The following is a 25,856-nucleotide window of genomic DNA, read 5'->3' as shown; positions in this document are numbered from 1 at the left end:
GCCATGCCAGCACTGTTTGTTTTTTTGCTTAAAGTAAATATTGCCTTGTTATTGTTTTGCGCCGGTTATTACCTGGTATTAAGGCACCTTACTTTTTATACCCTTAACCGCGTTTACCTGCTTGCGGCTATATTGTTTGCCAGCATTTACCCCCAAATAAATGTTTCGGATTTTATACAACGCCACCAGCAATTGGCACGGCCTGTTCAGCAGGTTGTTATAAACTGGCAGGCGCCCGCACAAGCCCTGGCAAAAACAGTTGATAAGCCCAATTACTGGGTATATATCGAATTGGTATTCTGGATAGGGGCAGCCCTGCTGGCCATCCGCTTGTTTGTGCAGCTATTTTCGTTGTACCGTTTATATAAAAACTCAAAGCCCGCTACTATTGGCAACCACCAGGTAAGGCTGATGGATAAGGATGCCGCGCCATTCTCATTCTGGCAAAGCATATTTGTTAATCCCGCTAACCATGAGCCTGCCGATTTAAAGGCTATTTTACTGCACGAGCAGGTGCATGTAAACCAATGGCACACTGCCGATATTCTGCTGGCCGAGCTGAGCAGTATTTTTTATTGGTTTAATCCGGGCATTTGGCTCATGAAAAAAGCCATCCGCGAAAATATCGAGTTTATAACCGATCAAAAGATCCTTAAAAAAGGGATAGATAGTAAAACTTACCAGTATAGCCTGGTATCGGTAAGTTTTAATAACACGCAACCTGGCATTGTAAACCATTTCAATTTATCAACCATTAAAAAACGTATCATCATGATGAACGCCAAACGATCTTCAAAAATAAACCTAACCCGGTACGTGTTCATGGTGCCGGTTGTAGTTGGCCTGTTGTTGGTTTTTAGTATCTCAAAAGCCGATTTTGTAAAAAAGAGTGCCGCCTTTAAATCGATAACCATATTGTCAAATAATGTGGGTAATGCTGTAGGCATAAATAAGCTGGCTGCTACCATAAAATTGATTTTGCCAGGTAAGGATGAGAATAAAACCCCTGTAACCACAGCTAAGGGTAAAGCTGATGATGGTAACGCCAGCCCTGTATTTTACCTGGATGGGGTACAGGTATCAAATGCTAATGGCTTTGCCGATGATACCGAAAGTATAGATTACCTTACAGCAGCTGATGCCAAAAAGTATTTTAATGCCGGCGATGGCAACCATGCAGTGGCCTTTGCAACAAGGAAAAATTCGGTTGCCGGTAAAGCTCTGATAGAAAAAATAGCACAACTGGTAGCCGCAGGTAAAATAAAGGTAAACAGCGTTAATAAGGGCGCTATTGAGCATGTGAATGCCAAAGTGAATTTTATTTTAAAAGATATGGTAAACGCCGATACTACCAAACGGGCTTTTGCTATCCATATCAATGGAAACGACTCGGTTGTGTATTATATTAACGGTAAAAAAGGAGATATCAAAAATGTAAATCCCGACGATATACTTAGCGTTAACGTATTTAAAAACAGCGATGCTGCGCAGCTTGTGGATGATAAGGTGGCCGATAACGTAGGGCTGGTATTTATTACCACAAAAAACTCGGCCGAGGGCTTAAAATTTAAAGAGAAGCTGGATAAATATAAAGGTACAACAGGCGCCGGGTTTGCTACAGTTATGGATTTTAGCCCCGCTCATTCAAAAGGCCGCGTTGATAAAGTTTTTATAAGGGATATGAAAATTGCCGGCGATACTTTAAAGGATGCAAACGGCAAAACAAAGCGTATTTATTACGCTTATACGGTTAACTCGGCCGATCCCGTGGTAGTAGGTAAGGTTAAAGGCCTCAGCAAAGTAAAGATGTCGGCCAAATCCACAAAGGCGCTTAAATCTAATCTGAAGATAGATGAAGTTGTTGTAGGCACTGCAGATGATATCGACGATGCGGAACCCATCACCGTAACCGGCACAGGGGTAAGTAGTGTAAGGACCACCAAAAGGCTATCTGGCAGTGCGGCTTCCGGCGCTACAACGGTTACCAGCTGGAACAGCAAGCCAATTCATAAAAACATAGTAATAAAAGGCAATGCTATTACCTTAAATAGTGCCACACCAATGGATACCATCGTGATGATGACAGCCGACGGCGATCCCGTAACTATGGTTGATAGCAGAAATGGAATAAGTGCCACCGCAACTAAAATTTTGCGGATCCGTCCCCGGAATGACGATAAAGCAAGCCCGCTGATTTTAGTAGATGGTAAAGAGGTTACCCAGGCCGAATTTAAAAAGGTAGACCAAAGTAATATCAAAAGTATAAACGTGCTTAAAAACGATGCTGCCACCGATAAAAAATACGGCGAAAAAGCCAAACAAGGTGTAATTGTTATTGAGCTTAAGAAAAAGTGAGTGGTTAATTAAGTGAGTAGTTGATTGAGTTAGATTGGGTTGATTAAGTCGTTGATAGTCAAAATCTTCATTCAAAATAGCCAACCACTTAACACAATCAACTTAACAAACCATCCACTACAAAAAACAAGGTTGATTAAGTTAATAATAGGATCAGTTAAATGGTTAGTAGTTGATAAGTTTACTATCCCCATTAGCTTAATCAACCATGTTGCTTAGTGATTGGTTAATTGTGTTATAAAACGTTCCTTAATTCCGTTGATTTAAAAATTCTGAGAATTCTGATTCCGACAATCAACCCCTCAACTCGCGATAGCGAGTTTTTCAGTTTCCAGCAGTTTCAGTAATGCTTGCTCTGCAATATTTAACTCAGCAGCTTTTACGTCTTCGTGCCCGTCAATTTTATCAATGTATTTAAATATGGTGCCTTCCTCGTAGCTCTTTATTACCGTTGGGTGTACGTAGTATTTTTTACAAACGGTGCGGGTGTTGCCAAGGTTAATGGCCACTTCGTCCAATACGCTTACAATTTTCTTTTTGCATTCGGTAATGTTTTGAAACTTGCCGGCTTCTTTAAAGGCGTAAAGGGCGCTTACACTGCCGCTCCAGGTGCGAAAATCTTTGGCGGTAAAATCTTCGCCTGTAATGCCTTTAAGGTAATCGTTAATATCACCTGAGCCGATACTACACCGTTCGCCATCGGGTTTATAATACTGAAAAAGTTCTTTGCCCGGTATGTCGCGGCATTGTTTTACCAGGCTGGCCAGGCGCCTGCTTTGCAAGGCTACTTTATGAAAAATACCTTTTTTGCCTTTAAATTCAAACTTTATTTTTGGTCCCTCAATGGCCACATGTTTATTAAGCAGGGTGGTTAGCCCAAACGAGCCATAAAGTTTTTTGTACGATTCATTACCCACGCGGATGCTGGTCAGCTCAATCAGGCGTACCACCAGTGCTACAACTTTTTCATGGTCAAGGTTGTGGCGGGCCAGGTCCTTATCTACCTGGGCACGTATAGCAGGCAGGTGTTCGGCAAAGGTTTGCAGGCGGTAGTATTTGCTTTGATTACGGATTTGGTTCCAGCCGGCATGATAGCGGTATTGTTTACGCCCTGCAGCATCGGTGCCCGTAAACTGCAGGTGGCTGTTTTCGTAAGGCGAGATCCATACGTTGGTATAAGCCGGGGGGATAACCAGTTTGGCAAAACGGGCAATCAACTCCTTATCTTTTACCAAAGCGCCCCCGGCATCATAATAACTCCAGCCCTTGCCCGCTTTTTTACGGGTGTAGCCTGGGGTTGAATCTGAGACATAACGTAAGCCAACTGCCTTTGCAGTAACTTTTGGGTCGCGACCAATTTTTTCCAGTTTTTGTACCAGGCGATTCATGCAAAGTACAACAAGGGGTAGGGGATTAAGTTTTAGGTGAAGGGATAAGGATCAATAGCCCACAGGGGCATGTCATAATATTTTTACAGCGTATGCAGGCTATCCTCAAAACCAATTTGTAGTTTTAGCTACTAATGTATCATAAACATTTATTAACCAAATTCATGCTGCCTAAAAACTATAAAACTCTCATTTTAAGCCTGTCGTTAACAGCCGGGATAGCGGCCTGCCATGCGGCCCCGCAACAAACTGCGGTTGCCGATACCGGCAAAGGTGCACCTGTTGAAACCATTAAGCCCAACAGCGATTATAAATCAGCCTTTCCCGGTCAAACGCGTATTACGGGTGTTAAAACCAAAATGGCGGTGACTGCAACGGTTATCAATAGCGAGTTAAAGCAGCCCTGGGCGCTTTGCGTATTGCCCGACGGCCGCTTTTTGATAACCCAAAAGGGTGGTACTATGCGTATTTTAAAAGCTGATGGACAGGCCGATAAAACGATAAGTAATTTGCCTGCAGTATTGGCGCAAGGCCAGGGCGGCTTGCTGGATGTTAACATCGACCCTGATTTTAAAACCAACCGGATGATATTTTGGGATTATGCCGAAGTGACTCCCGAAGGAAACGTACTGGCGGTAGCTAAAGGTAAATTATCTGCAGATGAAACCCAGGTAGAGCATATTGAAGTGATATACCGCGCAAAGCCCGCTTACAGGGGCGCTTTGCAGTACGGTAGCCGCATTTTGTTTGATAAGCAAGGCAACTTGTTTGTAAGCACCGGTGAGCGTTCTGGTGGCGATATACGCATGAAAGCGCAGGATTTGAGTGCTGCTATCGGTAAAGTACTGCACTTAACCAAAGATGGTAAGGCGGTGCCTGGTGGCCCCTTTGCCAATACCCCAAATGCCTTGCCCGAAATTTATGCCTACGGTTTCCGCAACCCCGAAGGGATGGCCTGGAACCCGGCAACCGGCGAACTATGGGAAGATGAGTTTGGGCCGCGCGGCGGCGACGAGATCAATATCATTCGGCCGGGTAATAATTACGGCTGGCCTGTGGTTACCTATGGTATTGAATACAGCGGCGAAAAAGTTGGTGATGGTATCCAGCAAAAAGAGGGGGTAACCCAACCCATTTATTACTGGGACCCTGTTATATCGCCTTGCGGTATTACTTTTTACACCGGCGATATGATACCGGAATGGAAGGGTAACCTTTTTGTAGCCGCCCTTAGCGGATCGCACATTGCGCGCCTGGTTATTAAAGATAATAAAGTTGTAGGCGAAGAGCGCCTGTTTAAAGACAAACGCGAACGCTGGCGGTCGCTTGCCACCGGTAAAGACGGCGCGTTGTACGGCGTAACTGATAATGGCAAAATGTATAGGATAGCTAAACAATAGTAAATACAAAGCATCGCAAAATCCCGGACGGACAACCATCCGGGATTTTGCCTTTTATAAAGGTGGATGCAAACGCCGCCAAATATTTGCCGGGTTTGATATTAATCGGTAATCTTGAAACATCACACACATCTTTAAAAATTGCTGTAGCCAATGGCCGACGCAATAATTATTTATGAGCACTATTCCTGTAAATTTAAAAACCAAACAACACTTCGAAATCCTGGACGGCCTGCGTGGCGTTGCCGCTTTGGCGGTAGTGGTATTTCATTTTACCGAGTTCCTTTTTCCAAGTTACGATGTAAATTTTATTGGCCACGGCTTCCTCGCCGTCGACTTTTTTTTCTGCCTGTCGGGCTTCGTCATAGGATATGCTTATGATGACCGGATTGGTAAAATGGGTGTGCTTGAGTTTTTTAAATCAAGGATTATCAGGCTGCACCCATTGGTTATTTTGGGCTCGGTATTGGGCCTGGTTGGTTTCCTTATTGATCCGTTTGGCGGTCACCCGGAGGCTTACAGTTTTGGCAGGCTGGCGGTGATATTTGTAAGCTCGATGCTGCTTATCCCGTTCCCGGCCATGCAGGAGCGGTATTTTAACCTTTTTAGTTTTAACGCACCGGCATGGTCGTTATTTTGGGAGTATATAGCCAATATTGTTTATGCGTTTGTGCTTTACAGGCTTGCGCGTAAGTATTTAGTTGTATTGCTGGTTATAGCCGCGGCAGCGCTCAGTTTTGTGGCCTTCCATGCCAAAATATTATCGGGCGGCTGGGCCGGCGAAAACTTTTGGGAGGGCGGCGCCCGCATTTTTTATTCGTTTACAGCAGGGTTGCTTGTATACCGGTTTAACTTCATCATCAAAAATAAGCTTGGCTTTGTTGGTCTTGCTGTGTTATTGTTAGCGGCTTTAATGATGCCCCATAGCAAATGGAACTGGCTTGCTCAATTACTTGTGGTACTTTTTTACTTCCCGTTGCTTATTGCTCTAGGGGCAGGTGCCACGCTTTCGGGAGGCCTTAAAAAACTCTGCAATTTTGCGGGTAATATTTCTTACCCTTTGTATATGACCCATTACGTCGGTATCTGGTTTTTTGGTAATTATGTAATAAGCCACAAGCCGCCAACCGGCCAAATTGTTTATATAGTTATTGCAGGTGTAATATTGCTGGTTGGCATGGGCTACCTGGCCATGGTGGCTTACGATATCCCGGTAAGGAAGTATTTGAGTAGCAAGCGGAAACAGGGTTGAGATAGGCCACAACAAATGTTCGATTTTTATTACCGTCAACTCTTTTTTTACTGGTAAATATTTCTTTATTATTGTTTGATGAGAAGAAAAGACGACATCCTTTGGAAAGGGATTTTGGAAGATGTTTTTGACGATTTCCTATGCTTTCTTAGTCCTGAAGCCACGGAGATTTTCGACTTTGATAAAGGATTTGAGTTTCTGGATAAAGAGCTGGAACAGGTTTTTCCGCCCGAAAACGACGAGTATTCGCCAAAGGTGATTGATAAACTGGTTAAAGTATTTACTAAAGCAGGCAAAGAGGAATGGATTTTGGTACATGTGGAGGTACAGGGCCAGTATCAAAAAGATTTTGCCAGCCGCATGTACACTTACTTTTACCGGATACTGGATAAATATCAAAAGCCTATTGTTGCCTACGCTATATTTACTGAATCCAATACCAGGGAAAGACCCAATCATTTTGCGATAGACTTTATGGGCACAAGCTTACGTTATACGTTTAACACTTATAAAATAGCCAACCAAAGCGATGAAGCATTGCAAGCCAGCGATAACCCTTTCGCCCTGGTAGTGCTTACGGCAAAGGCGGCGCTTGCAGGCAAAGACCTGAAAAGCAGCATGGAACGTGACGAACTGCTCCTGAATTTAAAGCTTAACCTGACCAGGCTATTACTGGCCAAACAGATAGCGAAAGAAAAGATAAGGGTACTGATGAATTTTTTAAGGTATTACATACGCTTTGAAAATCAGGATATAAACACTAAATTTGAACAACAGGTAGAAATTTTAACAGAAAGGAGTAACACCATGGGTATTGAAGAACTTTTATTGGATAGAGCTGAGAAAAAAGGCGAGAAAAAAGGTGAAAAAAAAAGCAAACAAGCTATTGCCCGTGAAATGAAAAAAGAAGGCATGCCTGTTGCCCAGATCGAAAAATTCACCGGGCTTTCGGCTGAAGAAATAGAAAAGCTTTAACAAAAGGAAAACATCAAACGGCTGCTATTGCCCTAAAACTAAAAAAGAAGGTTTGGCTTCTGAACTTATTGCTTTCTCATCACTCAAAACTTACAACTCTTTTAACACTCCCACCAAATATTCCACCTGATCCGCATGCACATCTAAGTGTGTTACAAAACGGATGCGGTGTTTATCGGTATCGCTGGCTTTGATGCCTTTTTCGGCCAGTTTGGTCAGTACGGCTTTGGCGGGTTCTACGGTATCAAACAACACAATATTGGTCTCTACCGGCATTACATGGCTTACCCAGCTTAAATTAGCCAGTTCTTCGCCCAAAATACGTGCGTGGGCATGGTCTATTTTTAGGCGCTCTACATGGTGGTCCAATGCATATACAGCTGCCGCGGCCAGGAAACCAGCCTGGCGCATACCGCCACCCATTACCTTACGAATGCGTCGCGCGTATTTTATAGTCGCCTTATCGGCCAGTAAAACCGAGCCAACCGGAGCGCCAAGCCCTTTAGATAAGCAAACTGAAATACCATCAAAATAAGTTCCGTAGTCAACAGCTTTATCGCCGGTATGGGCAAGTGCGTTAAAAATGCGGGCGCCATCTAAATGGAGTTTTAAATCCCTGGCCTGGCAAAGCTGGGCAATGGGTTCAATATCATTTAAAGTGTAGCAGCTGCCGCCGCCTTTATTTACGGTATTTTCCAAAACCACCAAACTGGTGTGTGGGTAATGAATGTTCTCGGCGTTTATTTCCGGCTCAATCATTTCGGCAGTGATAATGCCACGATAGCCGTTGAGCAAACGGGTAGATACGCCTGAATTAAAGGCTATGCCGCCACCTTCGTAGCGGTACACGTGGGCGGTTTGGTCGGCAATCAGCTCATCCAATGGCTGGGTAAAGCATTTAATGGCTATCTGGTTGGTCATGGTACCCGATGGACAAAAAATACCCGCTTCCATGCCAAACATGGCAGCGGCTTTTTCTTCAAGGGCGTTTATGGTTTCATCCTCGCCAAACACATCATCGCCAACTTTGGCGCTCCACATGGCTTCCAGCATGCCGGGAGTTGGTTTGGTAACGGTGTCGCTGCGTAAATCAACAGTCATCATATTAAATATCTAAAAATTACGTTCTTTGTATTTTACACTTGTTATGCGCTCAATTTTAATCATTTTATTTTTTATGCTGTGTTTTGTATCAGCAAAATCGCAAAAATGGCAGTCGGGTGCTTTTACCGATGTAAAAGGTAACCGAATTGCCGGCTTTATCCGCGTAAACCCCGGCGGCAAAGGCCCCATTAAGGATGAAGGCTTTATTGAGTTTAAAGACGACGAAAAAACAAATCCCTATAAACTCAGCGCCAGCGATATCCGCTCGTTTGTGGCAGGCAAGGATAGCTTTGTGGTTGCCCATGCCCCGCGCAACGAAGACTGGAGCAAAGAGGAAACCGATTTTGTACAGGTAGTATTGGACGAACCTCTTAAACTGTACGCGGCCAAAGGTGCAACCGGTGGGGGTGGCGGCGTTCATTTTTCGCCGGGCGTAGCTATGGGCTACGGTAGCGGTGGTTACGGTGGGGGGCTTGGCGGCGGGGTAGGTGTTTCGCTCGGTGGCGGCGGCGGTAATGGCGGCGGTGGTAAAAGCTCAAAAACTACCTACTATTTTGGCGAAAGCACTGCCGATATGCAACGCATAACCGATGCCAATTTTGAGGATATTATGGTTGAGATATTGGGCGATGAGGAGCAGGTGGTTGAAAGCATTAAACAGCACAAGTATAACCTCAAGAATATAGATAAGCTGATTGACTATTACAACAAGCAGGTGGCAGCACATAAGGGGCAACCTGCCCAGTAAATGAAAAAATAATCATTACAAACCAAGCGTAGGACTATATATTGTTACTACGCTTTTAACGATAAAAATATTTAATCCTGTATGGCGGTTAAGATGCCATTTGTAAAATACAGATAGCTATTTTCGTAAACCCATTGTTCGTCAACTGTGTTAGCCAGAATTGTACGGTTTATTTTTTGAGGGCTTCCCCAGGACTCTCTTGCAGCACTTTTTTTCATCCCGATTCTAACCCTATTGTCAAAAATTAATGCTGCGTCGCTTTTGCCGTAACGAAGCACCATTTCTTTTCTCCAGGCGAGCTTTTCTTTTGCCCGCTGCCTGATATCTAAACTGTCAATTATTTGTTTGAAACGCCCCGTTTCAACTATGTAATAATCGGTAGTATATACAATTTGGTCTTTGCGTAAACAAGTCCAGAATATGGTGTTGGGGATACGTTTAAAGATGGTAGTGCTGTCTTGTTTAAAGGGCATCGACTTTCCATCCATCTTTTCCCAATAAATGGCATCCTCTTTCAATTCAACTTTAACACCGCGAGAATAATTTTGTGCTGAAGCGGCCCCGCTAAAACAGATAAACATTAAGATAAGAATAGGTTTCATTAATTATGACTGATATAAAGCGTATAAATCTACAAATTTATGTTTAATCTCAACATAATTTCCTTATCTGAAGCGCTATAACAATCAATTAGAAATGGGGACGACTTGTATTGGGTTAAAGCGATAATTATATAATATGTAAAAATGTCTATTGAATGGCAAATCTGGATGCTTTTCAAATAATCCATACAAATCCTGTAGATATTATCATAATTAAAAAATTAAGGCATATCTTTTATTAAATCATTTAAAAAACTATCTTTAAGCCTTACATAATTGTAAAACATAAAAGCTGATCTTATTGAAAACAATTACCCGCAGAGATTTTTTGGGTAAAGGCGCCATGCTGGCCGGTGGGGCTTACCCCGCCATGTTGGCATTGGGCATGCTAAAACCCGCTCCCGCGCACGCCTTTAATTTGGAGGGTGATGGCAAGGGCAAACACATTGTCATATTAGGTGCTGGCCTCGCCGGCATGACCTGTGCTTATGAGCTTAATAAATTAGGCTATCAATGCACCATACTGGAAGCCCGCCAGCGCACCGGCGGTCGTTGCTGGAGCGTGCGCAATGGCGCAACTAACCAGGAAACAGATAAACCAGTTGCCACAGCTAAATTTGACGGCGGGCTATATTTCAACGCCGGCCCGTCGCGTATACCGCACAATCATGAGTTGACGCTTCATTATTGTAAAGAACTGGGTGTACCTATACAGGTGTATAATAACGTAAATGAAGGCGCTTATTACTTTGCCGAAGGCAAAGGCCCGCTCTCCAATAAAAAAATCCGCGTACGCGAGGTGCATAATGATATCCGGGGTTACATGACCGAAATGCTGGCTAAAAGCATCGATCACGGAGGTTTGGACGGCGCAATGACTAAAGAGGATGGCGAAAAGATAATTGCCTACCTGCAAGCCGAAGGAGGCCTTGATATAGATAAGCTTTACAAGGCATCTGCAAGGCGGGGCTACACCGAATCGCCGGGGGCAGGTGACAGGCCGGGCAAAATTGCCGATCCTCATAAACTGGCCGATATACTGCACTCGGGCCTCATGGATCCTGATTTTTATAACGTGGCCGAATACACCTACGAATTGCAGATGACCATGTTCCAGGCCGTTGGCGGTATGGATCAGATAGCCAAAGCCCTTGAAAAAAAGGTTGCCCCATCTGTAAAAATGGGCGCCGAGGTTACCGCGATTAATAACCTGGCCGAAGGTGTTAAGATCACTTATAAAGATGCCACGGGCGTTCATGAGTTAACCGGCGATATGTGTATTTGCACTTTGCCACTACCTGTTTTAAGTAACGTAAACAACAATTTCTCGGGCGATGTTAGCCGGGCTATCGATTATATCAGTTATATCCAAACCGGAAAAATAGGTTTGCAGTTTAAACGGAGATTTTGGGAAGAGGATGAACATATTTACGGTGGTATTACCCACACCAACAACGATTTAACGCAAATTTTTTACCCATCCTATGATTATTTAGGAAAAAAGGGTATCTTGATTGGATATTACAATTTTAATGAAAAAGCCCAGAAAATCGGCGCTTTAGGTTATGCCGATCGTGAAAAGTTTGCACTGGAAAAAGGCAGACTTATTCACCCTCAATATGATAAGGAATTTGAAGGGTCTTTTTCAGTTAGCTGGCACAAAACAAAGTACAATTTAGGCGGATGGGCTGTCTATAGCACCGAAACACGCAAAACACAATACCCGGTACTATTAAAGCCCGACAAGCAGGTATACTTTGCCGGCGAACACCTAACCTATCTTAACGCCTGGATGGCCGGCGCATTTGAATCGGCCCGCAGCACAGTGGCTGCCCTGCATGCCAGGGTAACAGAAGGCAGGGCTTTGTACCCGGCGGTAAAATAGGTTGTGGAAATAGAATCAAGAGTTAAGAATCAAGAGTTAAGATTTTTGACCATAGGACGAAAGATTTTGTATAAAACATGGACAAAATAGAGTTTGAGGGAAGAATTAAAGCTAAGGTGGATGCGTGGGTTGGGAAGATGTTTCCGGACAAAAGATTGAATTATTAACAGGCCGAGATAATTAAAAAAATCGTCAAGTGTCAGAATTATAGGTCTTGATACTTGATACTAACTACTTGATACTAATTACACAAGACAAATAACTATCCGTCAGGTGTCACAAATAAAGTCTTGATACTTGATACTAACTACTTGATACTTAAAAAAATGGCAAACTCACTTAACCGCAGAAACTGGATCAAATCCAGCGCATTTATGGCCGGGGGACTGGCCTTGTTTTCGGGGACAATCAGCAAGCTGGCCGCTATGCCGGTTGCTAAAAAGCTTGCACCTTTAGCTAAACGCTTTACCGACCAGGATGCCATATTGGATGCGCCGCCGGTATTAAAGGCGCGTTTGCTGGCCAATGAAAACCCTTTTGGCCCCTCGCCTGCAGCAAAAAAAGCGGTTCAGGAAGCTATCGACCTGGGCTACCAATATCCTATGCAATCAATGGGGACGCTTTATGGAAAAATTGCCGACTATGAGGGTATTCAGCCAAATAACATCCTGATGGAATCGGGTTCGTCGCCATTATTGCTTGCTGCTGCGATATATTATAGCAAGGGCGGAAAAAGCATTATTACCGGCGATCCATCTTATGATGACCTGCCATCACATGCCGAAAGACTGGAAGGCAAATGGGTTAAGGTGCCGTTGACTGCCGATTACAAACTCGACCTGGATGCCATGGAGGCCAAAATTGATGCCAATACCGGCCTGGTTTATGTTTGCAATCCCAATAACCCTACAGCTACCGTGTTGGATACCGCCAAGCTCAAAGCTTTTTGCGAACGCGTATCTAAAAAGGTAACTGTTTTTGTGGATGAAGCTTATATCGATTACCTGCCCGATCCTAAAGGCGCATCGATGATAAGTACCATGAAAGCAGGCAACAATATTATAGTTGCACGTACATTTTCTAAACTATATGGGTTTGCAGGCCTGCGTTGCGGTTATGTTATAGCCCAACCCGAAACTATTAAGGCCTTATCTAATTACACAACGGGTTTCTCGCTGTCGGCGACAACCATTGCCGGTGCTATCGCCGGTTATCGTGAAGAGGCATTTTTGAAAGAAGCTTTAGAAAAAACACTGGCGTCAAAAGAGTATTTATATTCGGTATTAAAAAAAGAAGGCTACGAATATATTCCGTCATCAGCCAATTTTGTGATGTTCCCCTTAAAAATGGACAGCAAAAAATTTGTGAGCGAAATGATGAAACGCGGCGTGGGCGTACGCAGCTGGCAATTCAACAATAAAGAATGGTGCCGCGTAAGCATCGGCCGTATGGACGAAATGGAAGCATTTGCCGAGGCGTTTAAACAACTGTCTTAGAAAAGAATCAAGAGGTTAGAGTCAAGAGTCAAGACAGGAAGGCTTTTGGCTCTAACTTTTTCATTTCCTTCATCTTCTATTTCAAAGCAAATAAGTAATATAATAACAAAATATCAGTTGCAGAATCAGCTTTAAGTACTGATAAATAAAGTCTTAACTCTTGATTCTTGACTCTTGACTCTCCTCAATATATGCGTAAACTAACATTAACACTACTTTTAACCGGCTCTTTTTATTTAACACAAGCGCAAATAGCAGCGCCGGTAAACCCTCGTCCGCTTACTATGGATGAGTATAACAAAGCGCAAACTTTTACTATTGCCGATCTGGATAAGGATACTTATGTAAAATTTGAGAATGCCTACGTACTGGACAGGTATGAAAGCCGGAAACCTTATTTCATCACCGGATCTGACGGGCTTAAAAAACGTGTCGACCTTTATAAGCTGATAGCTAAGGAAGGTATGCAGGAAATTGGGCTGATGGTGTTTTACACCAACGAAAAAGGCAAACTATACAAAGCGCTGGTGCCCGATTTTACCGCCGATGGCAAAGTATGGGAAAAGTACTTTTTAGATATCGATAACATTAATAAGGTAGAAACTAATTTTATCCTGAAGCTATCCTATGTGCTGTCAAAAGAAGTGAGCTTTCAGCAATATAAGGTGCTCAACGGCGGTAAGGATATGAAGGAGGAGTCGGCCACTTATGGTAACGATATCTGTTTCCCCGGCGACGAGATGGTAACCATGGCCAGTGGCGGCAAAAAAATGCTGAGCGCTATTAAAAGCGGTGATGAAGTAATTACTATTGACCCGGCTACCAACAAAAGCTCGGTAGTTAAGGTAAAGGAGTTAACCACCCACGAAGCAAAAAATTACGCCTTAACCCGCCTGGTGCTTGTATCGGCCGCTGTAAAAAATACAAATGCAGGCCGGTTAATAAACCTGAACACTAAAGTATTGCAGGCCACGCCTAATCATCCCATGCTTACTAAACAAGGCAACCTAAAAATGGGTGAGATAACCACCGGCCAGGAAGTGCTTTGCCTTAACGAGCAAACCGGAAAATACGAAGCCTTTACCGTTTTGCAAAAGACCGAAAAAGGCGGTGGCATCCAAAAAGTTTACAACATAGTAGCTGATGGCGGCAGTACTTTGCTGATGAATGGCGTTATGGTGATGCAGAAGTGAGCCCCATTCAGCCCCCCCCAATGTCATTAAGTAAGAAAAGCAGAAGTGAAAAATAATATCGAACACTGAATTTCGAATATCCAACACCGAAGTTTATCCTTCATTATTCGAAATTGGATATTCGGTGTTCGACATTAAATCAACCTTAATTCCTTCAAGGAAAAACCTCTATCTTGCCAATCAGAAGCTCCCCCTTTAGGGGGCTGGGGGGAATGGCAATAAAAACAACCGTTATTACAGGTGCTACATCGGGCATCGGGAAAGAAACCGCGCTTTCACTGGCCCGGCAGGGACATTCGCTTTACCTGTTGGTGCGTAATATGCAAAAAGGCGATGAACTCAAAACCTATTTACTTAACGAAACCGGGAACAAGGATGTGCATGTTATTAAATGCGACCTGGCCGATTTGCAAACGGTACGAGATGCCGCCGCCGAATTATCCGGCAAGTTATTTGCCATCAACACGCTCATTAACAATGCCGGCGGAATTTTCGCCGAACGCGCGCTAAGTAAAGATAGTTTTGAATTAACCTTCACCATTAACCACCTCGGGCATTTTTTATTGACGAACCTGTTGATGCCGTTGCTGCAAAAAGGGCAGGCACGCGTTATTAACGTTAGTTCAGAGGCGCATAAACGCGGTACCCCGCAGTTTGATGACCTGCAATGCGAGCGGTCATACAACGCCTGGAAAGTTTATGGGATGAATAAACTGTTCAATATTTATTTTACGCAATCATTAGCCTCAAAATTTGCCAATAAGGGTATTCTCGCATTTTCGTTGCATCCCGGCGTGGTAAATACCCATTTTTGGGATGATTTTAAAGGGCTGGGCAAACTGATGACCACACTGATTCGCCCGTTTATGATCAGTGCACAACAAGGGGCCGCAACTATCGTATTCCTGGCAACCGCGCCACGCCTCGATAAATATAACGGAGGCTATTTTAAAAAGAAAAAAATTGCCAAAACATCAGCTATCGCCACAGATAACGCCGCCCGGGACAAACTTTGGGTCATCAGCGAAAAATTAAGCTTTTGATGATGTGCAGATTTCAGATGTGCAAATTTCAAATGAAAGATTTAGATGTACAGATTTTGGAAATTAATTAACTCCATAAAAAGTTAATTGAATTAATGGAGCAAACCATTAATTCCTTATCTGCATATCTGCACATTTGAAATCTGCACATCTACCACTCTGTATCTAAAAAGTTACCAATTAATCGTTATTTTAAAGGTTGTAACATTCAAAGTTAATATCTACATTAGATGACTTAAATATGACAATTATGCTGGTAAACAAAAAAATATTAGTTACCCTTGGTTTAATGTCGGTGGTGGTAATAGGTGCCATGACATCGATGACGCCGAAAAAGGCTGATGAACCAGGTTGGAAAAACCTGAAAGTATTACCTAAAAACATCACTAAAGATCAACTTCATGATGTGATGGAAGAGTGGGAACACTCATTGGGCGTACATTGCAATTTTTGCCACGTACGTGATGAAGCTGCAAAACAAATGGATTGGGCAAGTGATGCAAAACCAGAAAAGAAAATGGCCCGCGATATGTTCAAGATGATGAACAAGATCAACGAGAAATATTTTGATGCCAAAAAAGACTCATTAGGCTTAACATTAAAATCGGGCGTTAACTGCTACAGCTGCCATCGTGGTTCGGCCCACCCCGAAGTAACATTGCCGGCCCGTGGCCCGGGCGGCCCGCCTCCTGGTGCTCCCGGTGTTGGTCCTGGTGGCCCGCCTCCGGGTGGTCAGCCTGGTCCGCCACCGGCAGGTACACCTGCACCGGATAAAAAGGAATAATATGATAACGGCCTGTGGTACCAACTACAGGCCGTTTTGTTTGGCCAAAATGAAAAATAAGTACATAATAAGCTAAAAATACCCTTTTTTGATGTTTTGCTAAATGTTCACTATAAATTCACAATCTTTTGGCTATATTAGGGCTTCAAAGTACCCCTTAATAAATAAACAATATGACAGCCGAACTAGATGCAAAAAGCGGCATTGATAACATCGCGAAAATAAAACCTGTAACGGCCCAAAAAGACCTGCGTTGCCGTGGCTGCGGCAATGTTGGCATATCCCGGATAAAAAGGGGCCCCTTGGTTAGAACGCTGTTTTTTTGGTTGCCGCTTAAACATTATGTTTGCTATCGCTGTAGCCGGAAAAGCTACAGAATTGATAGGTCTGGCAGATAACAGCGGAGTTCAAACTATTCCATCCTTTCTCTTTAAATGTTATTGACTTAAACAATTAAGGTCGATTTAAAATACCGACGCTTAATATCTTTAATGTCATGCTTATTTCGGCACCCCAAATGCATGCTGTACAGCATGCATTTGGGGTGCCGTCCTGTGGGATCCTGAAACAAGGATGACTTGCGGTTTTTAACTTGTCTTGGATTGTTGTAAAATTTTGCGAAATTCTGAAGGAGGAGATGACATATATCGTATGGCAGTGAGTCGTGACCAGCATTCATAGCCAATGCTTATTTGAACCGAAACAGCTCAGGCGCATATCCATAAATTTCCTGTCGGCTAACCGTTAAATCGGTTACATTTGTTTTATGCAAAAAATACTGGTAGCCAACCGTGGCGAAATAGCTGTAAGGGTAATGCGCTCGGCCCGCGAAATGGGCATTAAAACAGTCGCCGTTTATTCAGATGCTGATCGCGATGCATTGCATGTGCGCTATGCCGATGAAGCTGTGCATATCGGCGCTGCCCCATCGAATCAGTCCTATCTTGTTGGCGAAAAAATTATAGCGGCTTGCATAAAAACCGGCGCCGAAGGCATTCACCCTGGTTACGGTTTTTTGAGTGAGAATGCCGCTTTTGCAAAACAGGTGCGCCAGGCGGGGTTAATTCTCATAGGCCCTTCTCCCGAGGCCATGGAGGTAATGGGCAATAAGCTATCGGCAAAAGCAGCTGCGCTTAGGTATAATATCCCCATGGTGCCCGGTACCGAAGAAGCAATAACCGATGTAGCCGAGGCAAAAAAGCGTGCGGTTGAAGTAGGTTTCCCTATATTGATAAAGGCGGCGGCAGGCGGTGGCGGTAAAGGCATGCGTATAGTTGACGGTCCCGATGATTTTGAGGAACAAATGCAATTGGCGGTATCCGAAGCTACGTCTGCATTTGGCGATGGATCGGTATTTATTGAGCGCTATGTTTCGTCGCCAAGGCATATCGAGATACAAGTACTGGGCGATACGCATGGCAATATTGTACACCTGTTTGAGCGCGATTGCTCGGTACAGCGCCGCCATCAAAAGGTGATTGAAGAAGCGCCTTCAAAAGTGCTTACTCCTGCCATAAGGGCGCAAATGGGCAAATGCGCGGTTGATGTGGCCCGGTCTGTAAACTACACCGGCGCCGGTACGGTGGAGTTTATCATGGATGATGCGCTCAACTTTTATTTCCTGGAGATGAATACCCGTTTGCAGGTTGAGCACCCGGTTACAGAACTGATTACCGGGATTGACCTGGTAAAGGAGCAAATTAATATAGCCCGCGGCCTACCCATCAGTTTCAAGCAGGAAGATTTGCAAATTCGCGGCCATGCCATGGAATTAAGGGTTTATGCCGAAGACCCGGCCAATAATTTCCTGCCGGATATTGGCACCCTGCAAACTTATATTACACCAAAAGGGCCGGGGGTAAGGGTTGATGATGGTTTTGAGCAGGGCATGGAAATTCCCATTTATTACGACCCGATGATAGCCAAGCTGATAACTTATGGCAAAGACCGCACCGAAGCCATAGAACGCATGATAAGGGCAATTGACGAATACCAGATAACCGGCATAACAACCACTTTGGGCTTCGGCAAATTTGTAATGCAGCATGAGGCTTTTACATCGGGCAATTTTGATACCCATTTTGTGAAAAAGTACTTCAGCCCCGAAGTATTACAAACCGGAAATGAGGAAGAAGCAAGGATTGCCGCGATATTGATGGAACAATTGCTTGGTGACAGGAGAGCCGCTGTGGCAGCTAACGTAACTATCGAAACCAGTAATTGGGTAAAAAACAGGAGCCGGTTGTAGCTACAAAAGTTCCGTCAGTTCAGCAAAGCTATCCACAGTTGCCACCATACCATCGGGTACAACCCCAAAACCGTAGCTTGCAAAAATGAATGGTACACCTGCCTTTACTGCCGATGTATAATCGCCCATAGTATCGCCTACATAAACAGGCGCCTGCAGGCCATGATCGTTCACAATATCCTTAATATTATCAGCCTTGGGGTTGCCCTTGGTACCAAAGCATTGGTGCGCCAAAAAATAAGGGTGCATGTTATTTAAATCAAGGAATACCTCAATGTAACCGCGTTGGCAGTTGCTCACTATGTACAGTTTGTATTTTGCGCCCAGGTATTTCAGGGTTTCTTCCAAATCAGGGTAAAGCTCACCTCCTTTTTTATGCAATATTTCCAGTTCGCTCACGGCGCATAGGGTTTGTACTTCTTTGCGCTGCTCATCACTCAGGGTAGGGAACAGCTTGTCAAATATAGCATCATAGGTCATGCCGGTAATTGATCTTACGCGTTCAACGGTCATATTTTCGTTCAAATAATCAACCTGGTTAAGCGCGTGTTGCCAGGCCAGCGCCACGTTCGCGGTGCTATCCCAAAGGGTGCCGTCTAAATCAAAAATTATGCTATCGAATGTGTTTTTTAATGAAGTACTCATGATGGCGGCAAAAGTAACAGGTTTATTTTTCTGTGCGGCAGATAGCTTAGATTTATTTTATATTTAGATCATAAAAAGATGATCTATTTTAAAAAAGTTGGGTTTAAGGCAGAAGATGGAAAGGTGTTGGAAGCTGCTTTAGATAGGTTTTCTGAAGAACGGGGAAGTTTAGCTGGGTTTCAATCAAAAATGACTAACTTATTTTTTGCGAGGCAAATAGTTAAAAACAACATTAATTATACCCGTTTAATGTCCCGGTTTGATAGGTTTGCCCCTAAGCTGATATTTAATGTAGTGGTTAAGGGCGGCAACTGCGTTTGCCGGTTTAGTTTAAGTAACCGTTCATCTGGTGTTTTGATGTTGATTATCGGCGGTATTGTTGCCAATATCGTGTTGGCCGATAAAAACGCCCCGCATTATGCCGGGCTGATAGTCCTTGGTTCGGCTTTAGCCATTTTTATTTTATTCATCATATTGGAGTACTTGCAAACACAAATGAAAATAAAAAGGGCTGTATCAACCTATAAATTGATACGGCGGATTAAACTGTTACATAAGATGTAGCTATTGTCATCCACCCCTCACAAATACCCTATTTGTATACTAATCCCTTGCCAATTGAGTATTTTTGTTTAAATACATTAAACAAAGGAACATTTTATATTGAATACCAACCGCCCGCCCAAAAATACCATCGACAACAAAATAACCCTAAAAGAACGTTTCGACGCGTTGCGCAACCTGCCTGCCTTTTTCGGTCTGGTATGGCAAACCAACCGCTGGATGACTGTATTTAACGCCCTGTTGCGTATTGCCCGCTCGGCCATGCCGCTTGGCTTATTGTATGTGGGCAAGCTGATTATTGATAAAGTGGTTACCATGAGCCACAGCCAGGTAAAGGATATGGCCCAGCTTTGGGAGTTGGTAGGCCTTGAGTTTGCTTTGGCGATATTAACCGACGCGTTAAGCCGCGCCATCACCCTTATGGATAGCCTGCTTGGCGATTTATTTAGCAACCATACATCCGTAAAAATTATGGCGCACGCCGCCACATTGGATCTTGATCAGTTTGAAGATTCGGTGTTTTACGATAAGCTGGAACGCGCCCGCCAGCAAACCGTTGGCCGTACCATATTGCTATCACAGGTAATGAGCCAGGTACAGGATTTAATTACCATGGGCTTTTTGGCTGTAGGTTTGATGGCCTTTAACCCATGGCTTATAATATTGCTCCTTATAGCCATTATCCCTGCTTTTTTAGGCGAATCGTACTTTAACGACCGTAGCTACGCGCTTACCCGTGGACAAACACCCGAACGGCGGGAATTGGATTATATCCGATATTTAGGGGCGAGCGATGAAACCGCCAAGGAGGTAAAGATTTTTGATCTTTCGGGATTTATCATTAACCGTTTTAAGCAGCTTTCGAATAAGTTTTATGCTGATAATAAGCGGCTGGCCATTAACCGGTCATTATGGGGTACGTTTTTTGCGATGCTGGGCAGCCTTGGCTATTACGGCGCTTATGTGGTGATCATTATCCGCGCGGTACAAGGCAGTGTAACCATTGGCGAGCTGGCTTTCCTGGCAGGATCGTTCCGCCAGTTGCGGGCTTTGCTGGAAGGCATTCTCACCCGCTTTACAGCCGTATCGCAGGGGGCTATTTACCTGCGCGATTTTTTTGAATTTTTTGAGATCGAGCCTAAAATTAAACTTTCGGTAAGTGGCCTGCCATTCCCTGAAACTATTCGGCAGGGCTTTACTTTTGAGGATGTTGGATTCAGGTACCTCAACTCCGATAAATGGGCCAACAGGCACCTCTGTTTTACCCTTTACCCAGGCGAAAAGCTGGCGCTGGTAGGGGAGAACGGAGCCGGCAAAACCACCCTGGTTAAATTACTATCCCGATTATATGACCCCACCGAGGGCCGCATTCTATTAGATGGCATCGACCTGCGCGAATATGACCTGGCCGATTTGCGGCTTAACGTCGGCATTATCTTCCAGGATTATTTGCGTTACCAGATGAGCTTTGCACAAAACATTGCCGTGGGCAAAATAAGCGAACAGGATAACAGGCCGCTGATAGAACACTCGGCCCGCCAAAGCCTGGCCGATGTACTGGCTGCCAAACTACCCGGCGCTTATGACCAGCAACTGGGCAAACGCTTTGCCGATGGCGTTGAACTATCTGGCGGCGAATGGCAAAAGGTTGCCCTTGCCCGCGCCTACATGCGCGATGCACAATTGCTGATATTAGACGAGCCCACTTCGGCCCTTGACGCCCGCGCCGAATACAATGTTTTTGAACGCTTTGCCGAACTCACTAAAGGCCGGTCGGCAGTACTGATCTCGCACCGGTTTAGCACCGTACGCATGGCCGACAGGATACTGGTATTAGAAAAAGGCGAGCTTGTTGAAATTGGCAGCCACGAAGAACTGCTCCTGAAAGGCGGCCGCTACGCCGAGCTGTTTGATTTACAGGCGGCGGGATATAGGTAGTTCATTGGTTCACTTGTTCATTAGTTCATTGGTCTTTTCTTTTCGTTCATTAGTTCACTTGTTCATTAGTTCATTAGTCTTTTCTGGCGGTATTATTGGATAGAAGAGATTCAGCCAAAAAGCCAGCATGCCCGCTATGCCCGCGTTCCAATGAACCAATGAACCAATGAACCAATGAACCAATGAACCAATGAACCAATGAACCAATGAACCAATGAACCAATGAACCAATGAACCAATGAACCAATGAACCAATGAACCAATGATTGTAATAGGTATGTTACAAAGAATTCAAAATCTGGGAGGTTTAGCTATAAAAAATATTAATAAATTCCATTTATCTTGAAAATTGCGTAAAACTACGTATGCATTTTCAGTGAAAACACCGGGTGTTTTTTAATTGTCAAGCCGTATCTTTGATGTAACATTTATTTAATGCCTAAGTCCTGACTTTAATCCGCCTATCGCTATGAAACTTTTTTACCATTTTTTATTCTTCGTGATTGCATCACTCGTGCTGCTGGCATGTGCCAGTGTGTTTGCATCCGACCCTCAAGTTCAATCGCAAACAGACGAATTTACATCTCCGGAACTCGATGATGACAGTCCTCTGCATCATTCAACAATAGCTACCAATCAAACCAATCCGTTTGTGCTTACCGGCTTAAAGGACAATACACAGTCATATCTTTTTTACGCGGTTGATGACAAACGGGAACAAACTTATAACGTGTACTCGTACCTGGATAATTTTCAAATGGCATTCAATCAATTTAGCCTGCCCCAAAAATTCAAATAGTTCGATTCAGTTAATTTTTTAGTTTAATTTAGTTAGGGAAACAGTTGCAAGCAGCCGGTACAGCAATGTACCGGCTGTCTTGTTTTTAAAAGTTTGCAGCGCTGCTTTTAATATTTAAAATGCCCCAATGTAAAAAATATAGTTAACAGGGGAATGGCCAGTAAAAAGTAAGCTTTGGCTAATTGTACGTTATCGGCATTGCCTGCTATAAATACTTTGTACATATCGGTTTTTATGGTTTCAATTCTTGCTTTCATAACTCAAAAAATTAAAGTCGCGGTAAATGTGGACTGTTGTAATTTTGACAGAAAGCGCTACACAGGGTTTAATGATGTACAAAATTATCCTTACTCATTTCGGGGTGGTAATGCAGCCCCGGCGTAAGCCAGTGCAGCAGTATCACCCTTGAATACCTGAAATTAAACGGCGACAAAACTACCGCCACACTCAATATAATGCTACAATATAACCATGGGTTACTGCTGCCGGTTAAAACACTTATGGCCACTGCAAGCGTAACCATTTCGGCAACGTTTAGGGCATAGCTCACAAACATGGCTACGTAAAAATAGCCGGGCTCGCGCTCAAAGGTTAAGCCGCAGTGCGGGCAGGTTTTGTTCATTACCTGGCCTTTAAAACCATACATGCTGTTGGCAAACATATTGCCACGGCGACAACGGGGGCATTTTGCATGTACTATGGCGGGCCAGGCTGCTAATTTATATTGATTACTTTCCATAATGTCATCCAGTTTAAGATGTTAATATTTGTTTGCGAAATTCTTCGGGGGTAACGCCTTCTGTTTTTTTGAAAAATTTGGTAAAGTAGGAGTTGTCGCTAAAATTCAGTTTGAGCGAGATATCGCTGATGCTTAACTGCGGATTGGTTAGCAGCCGCTTAGCCTCAAGCAAAGTGCGGTTACGGATCAGCTCGCCGGCCGAAAGGCCTAATAGGTCCTTACAAACCGCGTTAAGGTGGTTTGGGGTGATGTACAACAGTTCGGCGTAATCTTTTGGCAGCTTGATATCGGTGTAATGCTGTTCAATTAATTTTTGATAATTTTTAAGCAATGTTTGGTTGTAACTTAGTTTACCCATAGCAACCGGGTTGTTATTAAGCCTGCTTACATGGATAAAAATCTGCAGCATCAGCAAACGCACCATGTCGCTGCCGGATGGGGCAGGTTTGCTTATTTCATTGATGATATGCTCAAACAGTTCTTTTACAATGGTAAAGGTATCGGCAGGAAGATTAACCACGGCTTCGTTTAAATTGCCGTTAAAAAATGAAAAGCTATCCAGGTATCCCGGTTGCAATAAAAACGATTGGATAAAGGCCTCCGAAAAATTGATGATATAGCCATCGGTAAAGCCATCAAAATGCCAGGAATGTACCTGCCCGGGAATCATAAAGTATATTTGACCGGGCTTTACGTCAAAGTTTTCAAAATCTATGCTATGTGTGCCTGCGCCATGGGTAAATAGTACCAGGTGGTAAAAGGAGTGCCTATGCGGAAAAAACAGGCTTTTATGACTATCAAGATACGGTGCAAACCGGCTTACCAGCAGATCATCCTGCCGAACGTCGGACAGGGAGCAAATATCATAAACGGGAATACTTTGTATCATAATTCAAAGCTACACACAATACCACTGCTTTAATGGTACTGTATATAGTTTGAATGGTACTATTTACTGATTTTTTATTTTGGCTATTCTAGTGTCATGTCAACGATAAATTGGCGGATTGTCTTTAGCCCAAAGTCTTAAGTTCTAAGTCGAAAAAGAAAAAATTCAATTTTAGACTTACGACTTAATACTATTGACTAAGCGCTGGTCCACTTCTGAATCACATTCTCCAACCGCTCAAAGGTGAAAGGTTTGCTTACAAAATCTTTCATGCCGGCCATGGTGAATTCGTTTTCATCCTCGCTTAAAACATTGGCCGTCATGGCTATAATAGGCGGTGCATGCTTGCCCTGCTTTTTGATAATGGTACGGGTTGGGTGAGTTGTGAGTAGTGAGTGGTGGGTAGTGAGTGGTGAGTTAATCAAAATCCGAGAAATTCCGAAAATCTGTTTAATCCAGGTTCAGACAAAATACTGCGATAGCAGCTTGTGAGGACACAAGCTGCGGAAAAAGATTGCCAGGACGTCAGGGAACCTGGTGGTTTTTTCCTGGCCTCGCGGCAATCTTTAAGCAAAATAGGTACGAGGGCTTTACAATTTATCAAAAAGTAATTAATAAGCGCTTGCTGTATTCAGCGCCTCAATGGCTTCGTTACTTAGTTGTAAAGCAGCAGCGGCTGTAAGATCTTTTAGCTGCAGAAGGCTGGTGGCGCTTACAATCGGGGCGGTTACCGTGGGCCGGGCAATTAACCAGGCTAAAGCTACCGTGGCAGGTTTGCTGTTGTATTGCGCGGATACCTCGTCTAAAACCTTTAAAATGTTTGCGCCCCTTTCATTGAGGTATTTTTTTACCATCGGGGCGCGGTTGCTACCTTCCAGATCGGCTTCGGTGCGGTATTTGCCGCTTAAAAAGCCACTGGCTAACGAAAAGTAGCTGATGACGCCTATATTTTGTTCTTTGATGAAGGGTTCAAGCGTTGTTTCGTATTTTTCCCTGTCAAACAGGTTATACTCCGGTTGCAGGCTTTGGTAGGCTGCGAGGTCTTTTTCGCGGCTTACCTTGAGCGATTCGTGCAATCTTTCTACCGAGAAATTGGATGCGCCTATGGCCCTTACTTTGCCAGCTTTTATCAGCTGGTCAAAAGCCGTTAACGATTCTTCAACCGGCGTGGCGGCATCATCATAATGCGACTGGTAAAGATCGATATAATCGGTTTGCAGCCTGGTTAATGAATCTTCGGCAGCCTTGATGATATAACCGGCTTTAAGCCCTTTTTTATCTGCTGCCAGCTCGCCCCCAACTTTGGTGGCTATAATTACTTTATCGCGTTTGCCGCTTTGTTTAAGCCATTTGCCAATTTCGGTTTCCGATTCGCCGCCCTGGTTGCCCGGCACCCATTTTGAATAAACATCGGCAGTATCAACGGCGTTAAAGCCTGCATCTAAAAACGCATCCAGCAACAATGCTGTACCGGTACCTTTAACCGTCCACCCAAATACATTGCCCCCAAAAACCAGGGGCGCTATTTTAATGCCCGATAAGCCTAATTCGCGCTGTTCCATAGTATCAATTATTAAAAAACATTGTCGTATATAAAAAGACCGGCAGCGGGTAATTGTTTGTCAGGGAAATGAAATAGTTGTGAGTTGTGAGTTGTGAGTTGTGAGTTGTGAGTTGTGAGTTGTGAGTTGTGAGTTGTGAGTTGTGAGTTGTGAGTTGTGAGTTGTGAGTTGTGAGTTGTGAGTTGTGAGTTGTGAGTTGTGAGTTGTGAGTTGTGAGTTGTGAGTTGTGAGTTGTGAGTTGTGAGTT

At 43.8% G+C, this 25,856-nt stretch carries 23 protein-coding genes; 14 read left to right on the top strand and 9 right to left on the bottom strand.

The features are described from left to right. Window positions 1–3: 3 nt before the first annotated feature. Window positions 4–2,355, top strand: coding sequence for a M56 family metallopeptidase (locus AC1DXF_RS25980; RefSeq protein WP_477451616.1), 2,352 nt, complete (start codon window positions 4–6; stop codon window positions 2,353–2,355). Between the two features lie 302 nt (window positions 2,356–2,657). On the opposite strand, the gene AC1DXF_RS25975 is transcribed toward AC1DXF_RS25980, so the two are convergent. Then, window positions 2,658–3,743: a DNA topoisomerase IB gene (locus AC1DXF_RS25975; RefSeq protein ID WP_477451615.1), complete on the bottom strand. Its 1,086-nt coding sequence runs from the start codon at window positions 3,741–3,743 to the stop codon at window positions 2,658–2,660. Between the two features lie 164 nt (window positions 3,744–3,907). Here AC1DXF_RS25975 and AC1DXF_RS25970 point away from each other — a divergent pair, with 164 nt between their 5' ends. From AC1DXF_RS25970 to AC1DXF_RS25960, 3 genes are all read left to right on the top strand, one after another. Next, the gene (locus AC1DXF_RS25970; protein ID WP_477451614.1) at window positions 3,908–5,143 is read left to right on the top strand and encodes a PQQ-dependent sugar dehydrogenase; all 1,236 of its coding nucleotides are present in this window, start codon (window positions 3,908–3,910) and stop codon (window positions 5,141–5,143) included. A gap of 175 nt (window positions 5,144–5,318) precedes the next feature. Continuing rightward, entirely contained in the window at window positions 5,319–6,395 is a 1,077-nt protein-coding gene (locus AC1DXF_RS25965) for an acyltransferase family protein (RefSeq protein ID WP_477451613.1), read from the top strand. Window positions 6,396–6,473: 78 nt separating this feature from the next. Further along, window positions 6,474–7,370, top strand: a complete 897-nt coding sequence (locus tag AC1DXF_RS25960; protein ID WP_477451612.1) for an RpnC/YadD family protein — start codon at window positions 6,474–6,476, stop codon at window positions 7,368–7,370. 90 nt (window positions 7,371–7,460) lie between these two features. Here the strand turns inward: AC1DXF_RS25960 and AC1DXF_RS25955 are convergent, their stop codons facing one another. After that, window positions 7,461–8,474 (bottom strand): threonine aldolase family protein, encoded by a 1,014-nt coding sequence (locus AC1DXF_RS25955; protein ID WP_477451611.1) that lies wholly within the window; start codon window positions 8,472–8,474, stop codon window positions 7,461–7,463. A 73-nt stretch (window positions 8,475–8,547) separates the two neighbouring features. Between AC1DXF_RS25955 and AC1DXF_RS25950 the strand changes: the two genes are divergently transcribed. Further along, window positions 8,548–9,222, top strand: a complete 675-nt coding sequence (locus AC1DXF_RS25950; protein ID WP_477451610.1) for a hypothetical protein — start codon at window positions 8,548–8,550, stop codon at window positions 9,220–9,222. A gap of 71 nt (window positions 9,223–9,293) precedes the next feature. Here AC1DXF_RS25950 and AC1DXF_RS25945 read toward each other — a convergent pair whose 3' ends face one another. After that, a complete protein-coding gene (locus AC1DXF_RS25945; protein WP_477451609.1) occupies window positions 9,294–9,824 on the bottom strand; it encodes a hypothetical protein in 531 nt (176 codons plus the stop codon). 301 nt (window positions 9,825–10,125) lie between these two features. Between AC1DXF_RS25945 and AC1DXF_RS25940 the strand changes: the two genes are divergently transcribed. From AC1DXF_RS25940 to accC, 6 genes are all read left to right on the top strand, one after another. After that, on the top strand, window positions 10,126–11,709 hold the full coding sequence (locus AC1DXF_RS25940) for a flavin monoamine oxidase family protein (protein WP_477451608.1): 1,584 nt from the start codon (window positions 10,126–10,128) through the stop codon (window positions 11,707–11,709). A gap of 326 nt (window positions 11,710–12,035) precedes the next feature. Further along, on the top strand, window positions 12,036–13,205 hold the full coding sequence (locus AC1DXF_RS25935; RefSeq protein WP_477451607.1) for a pyridoxal phosphate-dependent aminotransferase: 1,170 nt from the start codon (window positions 12,036–12,038) through the stop codon (window positions 13,203–13,205). A gap of 191 nt (window positions 13,206–13,396) precedes the next feature. Next, the gene (locus tag AC1DXF_RS25930) at window positions 13,397–14,398 is read left to right on the top strand and encodes a Hint domain-containing protein (protein ID WP_477451606.1); all 1,002 of its coding nucleotides are present in this window, start codon (window positions 13,397–13,399) and stop codon (window positions 14,396–14,398) included. A gap of 212 nt (window positions 14,399–14,610) precedes the next feature. Continuing rightward, window positions 14,611–15,441: an SDR family NAD(P)-dependent oxidoreductase gene (locus tag AC1DXF_RS25925; RefSeq protein WP_477451605.1), complete on the top strand. Its 831-nt coding sequence runs from the start codon at window positions 14,611–14,613 to the stop codon at window positions 15,439–15,441. Between the two features lie 250 nt (window positions 15,442–15,691). Then, the gene (locus tag AC1DXF_RS25920; protein WP_477451604.1) at window positions 15,692–16,225 is read left to right on the top strand and encodes a c-type cytochrome; all 534 of its coding nucleotides are present in this window, start codon (window positions 15,692–15,694) and stop codon (window positions 16,223–16,225) included. A gap of 766 nt (window positions 16,226–16,991) precedes the next feature. Beyond that, window positions 16,992–18,473, top strand: a complete 1,482-nt coding sequence (gene accC / locus AC1DXF_RS25915) for an acetyl-CoA carboxylase biotin carboxylase subunit (RefSeq protein ID WP_477451603.1) — start codon at window positions 16,992–16,994, stop codon at window positions 18,471–18,473. On the opposite strand, the gene AC1DXF_RS25910 is transcribed toward accC, so the two are convergent. After that, a complete protein-coding gene (locus AC1DXF_RS25910) occupies window positions 18,474–19,118 on the bottom strand; it encodes an HAD family hydrolase (protein WP_477451602.1) in 645 nt (214 codons plus the stop codon). A gap of 78 nt (window positions 19,119–19,196) precedes the next feature. Between AC1DXF_RS25910 and AC1DXF_RS25905 the strand changes: the two genes are divergently transcribed. The 3 genes from AC1DXF_RS25905 to AC1DXF_RS25895 all read left to right on the top strand — a co-directional run bounded on the left by AC1DXF_RS25905 (window position 19,197) and on the right by AC1DXF_RS25895 (window position 22,419). Then, entirely contained in the window at window positions 19,197–19,682 is a 486-nt protein-coding gene (locus AC1DXF_RS25905) for a hypothetical protein (protein ID WP_477451601.1), read from the top strand. Between the two features lie 99 nt (window positions 19,683–19,781). Beyond that, on the top strand, window positions 19,782–21,620 hold the full coding sequence (locus AC1DXF_RS25900) for an ABC transporter ATP-binding protein (protein ID WP_477451600.1): 1,839 nt from the start codon (window positions 19,782–19,784) through the stop codon (window positions 21,618–21,620). Window positions 21,621–22,089: 469 nt separating this feature from the next. Then, a complete protein-coding gene (locus AC1DXF_RS25895; protein ID WP_477451599.1) occupies window positions 22,090–22,419 on the top strand; it encodes a hypothetical protein in 330 nt (109 codons plus the stop codon). A gap of 107 nt (window positions 22,420–22,526) precedes the next feature. Here AC1DXF_RS25895 and AC1DXF_RS25890 read toward each other — a convergent pair whose 3' ends face one another. The 5 genes from AC1DXF_RS25890 to AC1DXF_RS25870 form a co-directional block, all read right to left on the bottom strand. After that, window positions 22,527–22,676, bottom strand: a complete 150-nt coding sequence (locus AC1DXF_RS25890) for a hypothetical protein (RefSeq protein ID WP_477451598.1) — start codon at window positions 22,674–22,676, stop codon at window positions 22,527–22,529. A gap of 68 nt (window positions 22,677–22,744) precedes the next feature. Beyond that, window positions 22,745–23,158, bottom strand: coding sequence for a DUF983 domain-containing protein (locus AC1DXF_RS25885; RefSeq protein WP_477451597.1), 414 nt, complete (start codon window positions 23,156–23,158; stop codon window positions 22,745–22,747). A gap of 13 nt (window positions 23,159–23,171) precedes the next feature. Next, window positions 23,172–24,047 (bottom strand): AraC family transcriptional regulator, encoded by an 876-nt coding sequence (locus AC1DXF_RS25880; protein WP_477451596.1) that lies wholly within the window; start codon window positions 24,045–24,047, stop codon window positions 23,172–23,174. Window positions 24,048–24,244: 197 nt separating this feature from the next. Next, window positions 24,245–24,472, bottom strand: coding sequence for a response regulator (locus AC1DXF_RS25875; RefSeq protein ID WP_477451595.1), 228 nt, complete (start codon window positions 24,470–24,472; stop codon window positions 24,245–24,247). 186 nt (window positions 24,473–24,658) lie between these two features. Continuing rightward, entirely contained in the window at window positions 24,659–25,609 is a 951-nt protein-coding gene (locus tag AC1DXF_RS25870) for an aldo/keto reductase (protein WP_477451594.1), read from the bottom strand. Between the last annotated feature and the right edge of the window lie 247 nt (window positions 25,610–25,856).

Source organism: Mucilaginibacter sp. P2_A5, assembly GCF_056404995.1.
Note: the sequence above shows the minus strand (reverse complement) of the source record. Positions and strands in the feature narration are given on the sequence as shown.